The sequence below is a fragment of the Streptomyces sp. NPDC052101 genome, assembly GCF_040680235.1.
Classification (GTDB): domain Bacteria; phylum Actinomycetota; class Actinomycetes; order Streptomycetales; family Streptomycetaceae; genus Streptomyces.
In genome coordinates this window covers 42,224-53,143 of the sequence record NZ_JBFAWH010000041.1, presented here as the reverse complement: position 1 = coordinate 53,143, position 10,920 = coordinate 42,224, and the positions used below count along the sequence as shown (strand labels likewise).

Annotated in this window: 2 protein-coding genes; both read left to right on the top strand. The window is 72.4% G+C overall.

Going from position 1 to position 10,920, the window contains the following annotated elements; all coding sequences use genetic code 11:
- The coding region (locus AB0L75_RS38780; RefSeq protein ID WP_365190852.1) for a beta-ketoacyl reductase at nucleotides 1–687 on the top strand (687 nt) is incomplete at its 5' end.
- A gap of 52 nt (nucleotides 688–739) precedes the next feature.
- A complete protein-coding gene (locus AB0L75_RS38775; RefSeq protein WP_365190850.1) occupies nucleotides 740–10,870 on the top strand; it encodes an SDR family NAD(P)-dependent oxidoreductase in 10,131 nt (3,376 codons plus the stop codon).
- Nucleotides 10,871–10,920 lie beyond the last annotated feature (50 nt).

Below are 10,920 nucleotides of genomic sequence, written 5' to 3'. Positions count from 1 at the left end.
GCGCAGGGTCTGGCGCTCTTCGACCATGCCCTCGCCGTCGGTCTGGCGCACAGCCTGCCCATCCGTCTGGACCTGCCGCGCCGCTCCGACGGCAGTGCTCCCGTGCCCGCCCTCTTCCGCGCCCTGGTCCGCACCCCCAACCGCCGCACGACGGCGCTGGACGCGCAGACGCTGCGCAGCCGCCTCCTGGCGCTGCCCGAGGACGAACGCCGGGATGCGATGCTGAGCGTGGTGCGCGAGCACGTTGCCGCGGTGCTGCGGTACTCCTCGCCGGCCGAGATCGTGCCCGGTCAGTCCTTCGCCGCTCTTGGGATCGACTCGCTCACCGCGATCGAGCTGCGCAACCGGTTCGCCGGTGTCGCCGGTACTCAGCTGCCCAGCTCGCTGGTCTTCGACCATCCCACGCCGGAGCTGCTCAGCGGACATCTGCTCGGGCTGCTGCTGCCGGCCGTGGAGCCGGGGGAGTGGGGCATTGAGACGATCGGCCGCTTGGAGGCGATGCTCGCCGAGCCTCGGGACGAGAACGAGGTCAGGAAGGTCACGGCCCAGCTGGAGACGCTGCTCGTCCGCTGGCGGGAGCGGTCCAGGGCCCTCGGCGGGGTCGCCGCGGACGACGCCGACGATGTCGACGCGGTCGGTGAGGACGAACTGCTGCGCTACATCGATGACGAACTCGGGGTGAGCTGATGCTCACGACACCCGCTCATGTACCGATGCTGTTTCAAAAGGAATTGTGATCATGGCTGAGAAGGAACAGGTAGTCGAGTACCTGAAGCGGGTCACTGCTGATCTCAAGCGCACCCGGCGGCATGTCCGGGACCTCGAGGAGGCGAGCCGGGAACCGATCGCCATCGTGGGAATGAGCTGCCGTTTCCCGGGCCACGCGAACACGCCGGAGTCGTACTGGGACTTCGTGCTCGGCGGCGGGGACGCCATGGGCGGCTTCCCCGACGACCGCGGCTGGCTCATGGAAGCCGCGGACGCCGGTTCCGGCGCCCCCCGCAAGCAGGGCGGCTTCATCGACTCGGCCACCGAGTTCGACGCGGGCTTCTTCGGGATCTCCCCGCGTGAGGCGATGGAGATGGACCCCCAGCAGCGGGTGCTGCTGGAGGCGTCCTGGGAGGTCTTCGAGCGCGCGGGGATCGACCCGAAGTCGCTGCACGGCAGCCGCACCGGTGTGTTCGTCGGGGTGAACGGCGAGGACTACGGCGCCCTGATCCACCATGCCCGGCACGAGACACAGGGCTACCTGCTCACCGGTACCGCGGCGAGCGTGATCTCCGGCCGTATCGCCTTCAACTACGGCTTCGAGGGGCCCGCGGTCACCCTTGACACGGCCTGCTCCTCGTCGCTGGTCGCACTCCACCTGGCGGCGCAGGCGCTCAGGGCCCGCGAATGCCCGCTCGCGGTGGTGGCCGGTGTGACCGTCATGTCGACGCCCGGTGTGTTCGCCGAGTTCGGCAAGCAGGGCGGACTGTCCGGGGACGGCCGCTGCAAGGCGTTCGCGGACGGCGCGGACGGCACGGCGTGGGGCGAGGGCGTCGGTGTGCTGCTGGTGGAGCGGCTGTCCGACGCGCGCCGCAACGGGCACAAGGTGCTCGCCGTGGTGCGCGGCTCGGCCGTCAACCAGGACGGTGCGTCCAACGGCCTGACCGCCCCCAACGGCCCCTCCCAGCAGCGGGTCATCCGTGACGCCCTGGCGAGCGCGGGTGTGTCGGCCGCCGAGGTGGATCTGGTCGAGGCCCACGGCACGGGTACCTCGTTGGGCGACCCGATCGAGGCCCATGCCCTGATGGCGACGTACGGTCAGGACCGTGCGACCGGACGGCCGTTGCTGCTGGGGTCGGTCAAGTCGAACATCGGGCACACCCAGGCGGCCGCGGGTGTCGCCGGTGTGATCAAGACCGTGATGGCGCTGCGCCACGGGCTCGTGCCCGCGACGCTCCATGTCGACCGGCCCAGCTCGCACATCGACTGGTCGGCGGGCGCGGTGGAGCTCGCCACACGGGTGACGGCGTGGCCGGAGAGCGACAGGCCCCGGCGCGCGGGTGTGTCGTCGTTCGGCATCAGCGGCACCAACGCCCACGTCATCCTGGAGCAGGCCCCCGTGGAGCCCGCGGCCGAGGAGCCCGGCGCCGTACCCGTACCGACGGGCGGCGTGCTGCCCTGGGTGCTGTCGGCCAGGACGGAAGCCGCGCTGCGGGGCCAGGCCGAGCGGCTGCGGGACACCGTCGCCACCGCCGCACCGGATCTCGCCGGTGCGGCCGTGGCCCTGGCGACCTCGCGCTCGGTGTTCGACCACCGTGCCGTGGTTCTCGGCGCCGACCACGCCGGGTTCCAGCAGGTGCTGGACACCTTGGCGGGCAAGGCGTCCCCCGGACGGCACCTCGTCCTCGGCAGGGCGCATACCGGTGCCAAGGCCGCCTTCGTCTTCGCCGGACAGGGCGCCCAATGGGCCGGCATGGGACGTCAGTGGTACGATGAAGTCCCCTCCTTCGCCGTGGCGTTCGACGCGGTGTGCGCGGGGGCCGACGCACAGCTCGACGTCCCGCTGAAGGACGTCGTCTTCGCCAGGCAGGACTCCGCGCAGGCCGCACTCGTCGACCGGACCGAGTACACCCAGATCGCCGTGTTCGCGATCGAGGTCGCCCTCTTCCGCACGCTCGAGGGGTGGGGCGTACGGCCCGACGTGCTGCTCGGCCACTCGATCGGTGAGATCGCCGCTGCCCATGTGGCCGGGGTGCTGTCCCTGGCCGACGCGGTGACCCTGGTCGTGACCCGCGGGCGGCTCATGCAGCAGTTGCCCGACGGCGGGACCATGGTGGCCATCGAGGCCTCGGAGTCCGAGGCCACCGAGTGGCTGCGCGGGGCACCGGCCGACGAGGTGGCGCTGGCCGCGGTCAACGGTCCGTCCGCCGTCGTCGTCTCCGGTGCCGCCGCAGCGGTGGAGGACATCGTCGACGCCGCCGGACGAGCGGGCCGGCGAACCCGCCGTCTCCAGGTCAGCCACGCCTTCCACTCGCCGCTGATGCGGCCGATGCTCGACGAGTTCCGCTCCGTTCTCGCCGGGCTGACGTGGTCCCCGCCGGAGATTCCCATCGTCTCCACCGTCACGGGCGCGGCCGTCGAACCCACCGAGCTGGCGTCGCCGGAGTACTGGGTGCGCCACGCCCGTGAGGCGGTCCGCTTCCACGACGCCGTGCGCGCCCTGGTCGGCCAGGTGGACGCCTTCCTCGAGCTCGGCCCGCACACGGCTCTGACCCGGGCCGTCGAGGACAGCCTGCAGGACAGTGCCGCTCCCGTGACCGTGGCCGCGGTCGCCCACCGCGAACGGCCGCAGGTGGCGAGCCTGCTGCGCGCTGTCGGCGCGCTGTGGACGTGCGGGATCGAGGTGGACTGGGCCGCGGTGCTGCCGGCGACGGACGGCCGGCCGGACCTGCCCACGTACGCCTTCGAGCACCAGCGTTTCTGGCCGCGGACCTCGTTGCGCGCGCTCGCCGACGACGTGGCCTCCGCGGGCCTGACCGGTGTCGACCACCCGTTGCTGGGCGCGATGGTCAGCGTGGCGGACGGCGACACGGCCGTGCTCACCGGCCGTCTCTCCCTGACGACCCATCCCTGGCTCGCCGACCACGCCGTGATGGGCACCGTGCTGCTGCCGGGCACGGCCTTCGTCGAACTGGTCCTGCGCGCGGGACAGGACGTCGGCTGCGGCCGGATACGCGATCTGACCCTGGAGACGCCGCTGGTGCTCGACGCCTCGGGCGCCGTACAGGTCCAGGTCGTCGTGGCGCAGGCCGACGCCGACGGATCCCGTGCGGTCACCGTCCACTCGCGTCCGGAGCCGGCCGGCGACACCCTCTGGGGAGAGAGCGTGCCGTGGATCCGGCACGCCCAGGCCGTGATCGCCCCGCAGCCCGAGGCCCCCAACGCCACCGACTTCGGTGCGGTGGCCGGAAAGTCGTGGCCGCCCAGCGGCGCCACGGCCCTCGACGCCGACGGCTTCTACGCGGAACTGGTCCGTCAGGGCTTCGGCTACGGCCCCGCGTTCCAGGGAGTGCGCTCGGGCTGGCGGCGCGGTGACGACATCTTCGCGGAGGTGGAGCTCCCGGAGGGGGCGGCGGCCGACGCCGGCGACTTCGGCATCCACCCGGCCCTGCTGGACGCGGCGTTGCATGCGATGGGCCTGGGCGGAGCGCCCGGCGGCGACGACGGCGGAGCGGCGCGGCTGCCCTTCGCCTGGTCCGGAGTGCAGTTGTGGGCACTCGGCGCCCGCTCCGTCCGGGTGTGGCTGTCGTTCAAGGGCGGCTCCACCTTGCGGGTCCGCATGGCCGACGCGGCCGGTGTGCCCGTCCTCGGGATCGATGAGCTGGTGCTGCGCCCGGTGACGCAGGCGCAGGTCAGCTCGGCCCGGTCGGTGGTGGCGGGATCGCTGTTCACCACGCGGTGGGAGCGCTGGGAGGCGGACGGCACCCCAGCGGAGCGGCCCCCGGTCGGCTGGACCGACGCCCTGTCGGCGGAGGACGTCGCCGCGACGGGCGACAGTGCGCTGCTGGACTGCGCCGGACTGCCCGGCTTCGACGGCGCGCTGCCGGACCAGGTCCTGGCCGCGTTGAACAGCGTGCTGGAACGCGTACAGCAGTGGCTGGTGCAGGACGTGCCGGCCGGTGCGCGGCTGGTCGTCCTCACCCGCGGCGCGGTCCAGACGTCCGCCGACGAGCGCGTCGATCCGCTGCAGGCCTCCGTCCACGGTCTGCTGCGGTCGGCGCAGTCCGAGCACCCGGACCGGTTCCTGCTGGTCGACGCGAGTGCGGCGGCGGACGGCGAGCCCGAAGCGGGTGACCTGCTGCGGACCTTGCTGCCTGCGGCGATCGACCAGGGCGAGACCGAGTTCGCGCTGCGCGGCGGCACCGCGTACGTGCCTCGCCTCCAGCACTCCGCCGCGCGGACACCGCAGGACGCCCCGTCCGCGGCGCCGGTCGACGGCACCGTGCTGGTCACCGGTGGCACCGGTGTGATCGGTTCGGCGGTCGCCCGGCACCTGGTCACCGCCCACGGTGTCACGGACCTGGTCCTCGTCAGCAGGCGCGGCTCTGACGCCGCGGGCGCGGTCGAGCAGGCCGAGCACCTGCGGGAACTCGGCGCGCAGGTGCGGATCGCGGCCTGTGACGTCGCCGACCGCGACGCCGTCGCGGAGTTGCTCGCGGGCATCCCCGACCTGCGCGGGGTGGTGCACGCCGCCGGTGTCATCGACGACGGCACCCTCACGGCTCTGACCCCGGAGCGCCTGGCGACCGTGTTGCGGCCCAAGGTGAACGCAGCCTGGAACCTGCACGAGCTCACCCGCGACCGGGACCTGGGGATGTTCGTCCTCTTCTCCTCGGCGGCCGGGATCTTCGGCTCCCCCGGACAGGCCAACTACTCGGCGGCCAACACCTTCCTGGACGCCCTGGCGCAGCGGCGTCGTGCCGAGGGGCTGCCCGGGCACTCGCTGGCCTGGGGACTGTGGGCCGATCTGAGCACCATGACCGGAACCCTGAGCGACACCGATTTCGGGCGTCTCACCCGGGGCGGCCTGCGGGCGTTCTCCGAGGACGAGGGGGTGGCCCTGTTCGACGCCGCCGTGCGGCTTGCCGAGCCCGTGGTGGTCCCGGTCCGCTTGGACCTGCGGCACATGGACTCGCCGCCCGCGTTGCTGCGCGGCCTCGTCGCGGCCCCGCAGCGGCGGGCATCCGCCGCGGCCGTGACCGAGGGCGCGGGCCTCGCCGACCGTCTGGCGGCACTCCCCGCCGACCTGCGGTCCGACGCCCTCGTCGACGTGGTGCGCGAGCACGCGGCCGTCGTGCTCGGCCATGCCTCGCCCACCGACATCGGTGCGGCGCAGTCCTTCAGCGACCTCGGGTTCGATTCGCTCACCGCCGTCGAACTCCGCAACCGCCTGGCCGGGCTGACCGGTGTCCGGCTGCCCACGACCCTGGTCTTCGACTACCCGAACCCGCAGGTGCTGGCCGACTTCCTCGGCTCGGAGCTGTTCGGCTCGGCCGACGAGGCCGAGCGGCGCACAGCGGTGGCCGGCCCCTCCGACGAGCCCGTCGCGATCATCGGCATGAGCTGCCGCTACCCGGGCGACGTGCGTTCCCCGGAGGACCTGTGGGACCTCGTGGTCCACGGCAGCGAAGGCATCGGCGGATTCCCCACCGACCGAGGATGGGACCTCGACGCGCTGTACGACCCGGAGGGCCACGGGTCGGGGACCACCTATGTGCGGGAGAGCGGCTTCCTCTACGACGCCGCCGAGTTCGACGCGGGCTTCTTCGGGGTGGCTCCGCGTGAGGCCGTGGCGATGGATCCGCAGCACCGGCTGCTCATGGAGGCCTCCTGGGAGGCGATCGAGCGGGCCGGCATCGACGCCAGGAGCCTGCGCGGCAGCCGGACCGGTGTCTTCTCCGGCCTGATGTACCACGACTACGTGGCACGGCTTCGGGCCGTGCCCGAGGACCTCGTGGGCTACCTGAGCAACGGGAACGCGGGCAGTGTGGCATCCGGCCGGGTGGCCTACTCGTTCGGCTTCGAGGGGCCGGCGGTGACGGTGGACACCGCATGCTCGTCGTCTCTGGTGGCGCTGGACATGGCCATCAGCGCGCTGCACAGCGGCAGGTGCGACCTGGCCCTGGCCGGCGGTGTCGCCGCCATGTCCACCCCCACCGCGTTCACCGAGTTCAGCAGGCAGCGGGGACTCGCCCCCGACGGCCGCTGCAAGGCGTTCGCCGCGTCGGCCGACGGTACGGCGTGGGGCGAGGGCGTCGGTGTGCTGCTGGTGGAGCGGCTGTCGGACGCGCGCCGCAACGGGCACCGGGTGCTCGCGGTGGTGCGTGGTTCGGCGGTCAACCAGGACGGCGCGTCCAACGGGATGAGTGCCCCGAACGGCCCGTCACAGCAGCGGGTCATCCGGGACGCCCTGGCGAACGCGGGCCTGTCCCCGTCCGAGGTCGACGTGGTGGAGGCCCATGGCACCGGCACCTCGCTGGGCGATCCCATCGAGGCACAGGCACTGATCGCGACCTACGGCCAGGAGCGGTTCGAGGAACGGGCGTTGCTGCTGGGGTCGGTGAAGTCCAACATCGGCCACACCCAGGCGGCCGCGGGCGTCGCGGGAATCATCAAGATGGTGATGGCGATGCGGCATGGAATCGTTCCGCCCACCCTGCACGTCGACGAGCCCAGCCCGCACATCGACTGGAGCGCGGGCGCGGTCGAGTTGGTGACCGAGTCCGTCGCCTGGCCGGAGACGAACCGCCCCCGGCGCGCGGCGGTGTCCTCGTTCGGGATCAGCGGCACCAACGCCCACGTCATCCTGGAACAGGCGCCGGCCGAACCCGAGGCCGACCGGCCGGAGCCCCGGCCCGTCCTCTCGGGGGCCGTCCAGTCCTGGGTGCTCTCGGCCAAGAGCGCCGAAGCACTGCGCGGCCAGGCCGCGCGTCTGAGCCGGCTGGCGGCGGATCCCGGGGTGCCGGTGGACACGATCGCCGCCGCGCTGGCGTCCACGCGGACGGAGTTCGATCACCGGGCTGTGGTGACCTCTGACGACCGCGCCGGGTTCGTGGCGCGGTTGGACGCGCTGACGAGCGGCGACGCGCAGTCGCCGGGCATGGTCCGGGGCCTCGCGCGCTCCGGGGCGAAGGCGGTGTTCGTGTTCCCGGGCCAGGGGGCGCCATGGGCCGGCATGGCTCGCGAACTGCTGGACAGCTCACCGGTGTTCGCCGAGTCGGTCGAGCGGTGCGCCGAGGCTCTGGCCGAGTTCGTCGACTGGGATCTGCTCGCGGTGCTGCGGGGCGGTTCGGACGACGCACAGCTGGAGCGGGTGGATGTCGTGCAGCCCGCGCTGTGGGCGATGATGGTGTCGCTGGCACAGGTGTGGCGGTCGGTCGGTGTTGTTCCGTCCGCTGTCATCGGCCACTCCCAAGGTGAGATCGCCGCGGCGTGTGTGTCGGGTGCGCTGTCGCTGGAGGACGGTGCGCGTCTGGTGGCGTTGCGCAGCCAGGTGATCGCCGAGCAGTTGGTGGGCCGGGGCGGGATGGTGTCGGTCGCGGCGCCGGCCGCCCGGGTCGAGGAGCTGCTGGCGGGTCGTGAGGGTGCGTGGGTCGCCGTGGTGAACGGCCCCGGCAACACGGTGGTCGCCGGTGATTCCCCTGTTCTGGAAGAGGTCGTGGCGGCGTGCGAGGAGACCGGTCTGAGTGCGCGGAGGGTCCCCGTGGACTACGCCTCGCACACTCCGCACGTCGAGCAGGTCCGCCACCGACTGATGGAGCTGGCCGCTCCGGTCAGCCCCCGCCCGGGTGACGTCCCGATGTACTCGACGGTGACCGGGAGCCAGGTCGACGGCACGGAGCTGGACGCCGAGTACTGGTACCGCAACCTGCGCCGCCCGGTGCAGTTCGAGGAGACGGTGGCCGCGCTGGTGAAGCAGGGGGTGAGCGTCTTCGTCGAGGTGAGTGCGCATCCCGTGCTCACGGGCGCGATGGAGGACCTGACGGCCGCCGCGGGCAGGCCCGGCGCGTTGGCGGTGGGCAGTCTGCGGCGCGATCACGGTGCGCGTGAGACGCTGCTGCGTTCGATGGGAACGCTGTGGACCCGTGGCATCGGCGTGGACTGGACGTCGGTACTGCCCGCTGTCGCGGAGTTCGTGGATCTGCCCACGTATGCGTTCCAGCGTGAGCGGTACTGGCTGGACGCCCCCGCGGTGACCGGTGACGCTTCCGGGGTGGGCCTGGAGTCCACGGGCCACCCCCTGCTGGGGGCTGTGGTCCGCCCGGCGGGCCATGACACGGCCCTGTTCACCGGACGGTTGTCAACCGCCGCCCAGCCGTGGCTCGCGGACCATGCCGTCGCGGGAACGGTCCTCCTGCCGGGCAGCGTCCTGCTGGACTGGGTGCTGTACGCCGGACGGGAAGTCGGCTGCCCCTGGCTGCCGGAACTCACCCTGGAAGGGCCTCTGGTGCTGCGCGACGGCGTCTCCGTCGCCGTTCAGGTACACGTGACCGAGGCGGATGAGACCGGCCGCCGTACCGTCACCGTTCACTCCCGCAGCGAGGCCGCCGCACCGGACGGGGGCCCGGAGTGGACCCGCCACGCCAGCGCACTCATGTCCCCGGCGCCGGAGGCGCCGAGTGACCTGAGCGGCTTCGCTCCCCTCGCGGGCGCGTGGCCGCCACCGGGCGTGGAAGAGGTCCAACTGGGCGATTTCTACGAGGAGTTGGCCAAACTCGGCTACGACTACGGGCCGACGTTCCGCGGCTTGCGGGCCGTGTGGCGCTCCGGTGCGGACATCCTCGCCGAGGTGGCCCTGCCCGAGGGGGCCGCGACGGAGGAGTTCGACCTGCACCCCGCGTTGCTCGACGCGTCCCTGCACGCGATGGGCCTGGGTACCTTCTTCGACCAGGACGAGGCGCAGGTCCGGATGCCCTTCCTGTGGGCAGGCGTACGGCTGCACGCCGCGGCCGGCTCCACGGGCCGGGTGCGGCTGTCCGCCGCGGGCCCGGATGCGCTGGGCGTCAGGATCGCCGACGCGGCGGGCCGGCCCGTGGCCGAGATCGACCGGCTGGCCATGCGCGTCGTTCCCGTGGACCAGCTGCGTCAGGCGTCGGACGCCGCCGCACCGGTGCGCCGGAAGCGGACGCGCACGGCGCCGAGGGCGAACGTGCGCACCCGTGTGCTGGGTGTCGAGGCGGACAAGCGCCACGAGGTCGTGGAAGACGTCATCCGGACCGAGTTGGCCGTCGTCCTGAGCCACGACGGCCCGGTGGACTTCGACCCGGAGGGCGAGTTCCTCGACTTCGGCGTGGACTCGGTGGCCGCCATCGATCTGCGGGACCGTCTCGGCGAGCTGCTCGAACTCCAGCTTCCCGCCACGACGTTGTTCGAGTACCCGACCATCGCCAGGCTCGCCGTTCATCTGGTGGGCCTCGTCGGTTCGGAAGCCGCGTCGCCCACCGCGGCGGCGGGAGCCGCGCCCGCGCCGCTGTCCCCGTTCGACAGCCTGGAGGCGCTGTACCGCGCGTCGTACGCCATCGGCGAGTCGGGGCAGGCGGGTATGGACCTGATCAAGGCCGCCTCGCGGATCCGGCCGTCGTACTCGGTCGAGGCCGCGGCGGACAACGCCCTTCCGGTGACGCGCATGTCCCGCGGCGACGGAGACAGGGCCACCCTGGTCTGCCTGCCCGCGATCACCTCGACGGCGAGTCCGATGATGTACGGTCGGCTGTCCCAACTGGTCCAGGGCAAGCGGGACCTGATTGCCCTGACGAACCCGGGATACGCTGATGGCCAGTTGCTGCCCGACTCCTACCGCACCCTGACCGAGACCCACCTTCTGACACTGCGGTCGGCGGTCGGGAACGATCCGTTCGTGCTCCTCGGGCACTCGGCGGGCGGGGTGCTCGCCTACTCCCTGGCGATGCGGGCGGAAGAGGTGGGGCTCAAGCCTTCCGCGATCGTCCTGATCGACACCTACCAGCCGGACGCGAAGTTCACGGTGAAGACGAACCGGGCCATGATGGACGGCCTCTTCGACCGTGAACACATCTTCGGGGCCGGCGCGATGTCCGGGGTGCGGCTCAGCGCGATGGGGCGCTACTACTCGCTGATGAACGAGTGCGAGCTCTCCCCGGTCGCGGCCCCGACGTACTTCCTGCGCGCCGCGGACCCGATGCCGTACCAGGCCGACGGTTTCGACGACGACGGGTGGCGCCCGGCCTGGCCGTTCCCCCACACGCTCGGAACCACTCCGGGCGACCACTTCACGCTCATGGAGGACCACATCAAGGTGACCGCGGAAGCGATCGAAGGCTGGCTGACCGAACAGGGGTACTGACCCCGGTCACCGCGAAGCCGCCGGGCCGGCCCGTCTCCCGTTCTCCCATT

Coding starts and splice junctions, on each gene's coding strand:
- AB0L75_RS38775 (WP_365190850.1), top strand. CDS start 740: ATGGCTGAGAAGGAACAGGTAGTCGAGTACCTGAAGCGGGTCACTGCT.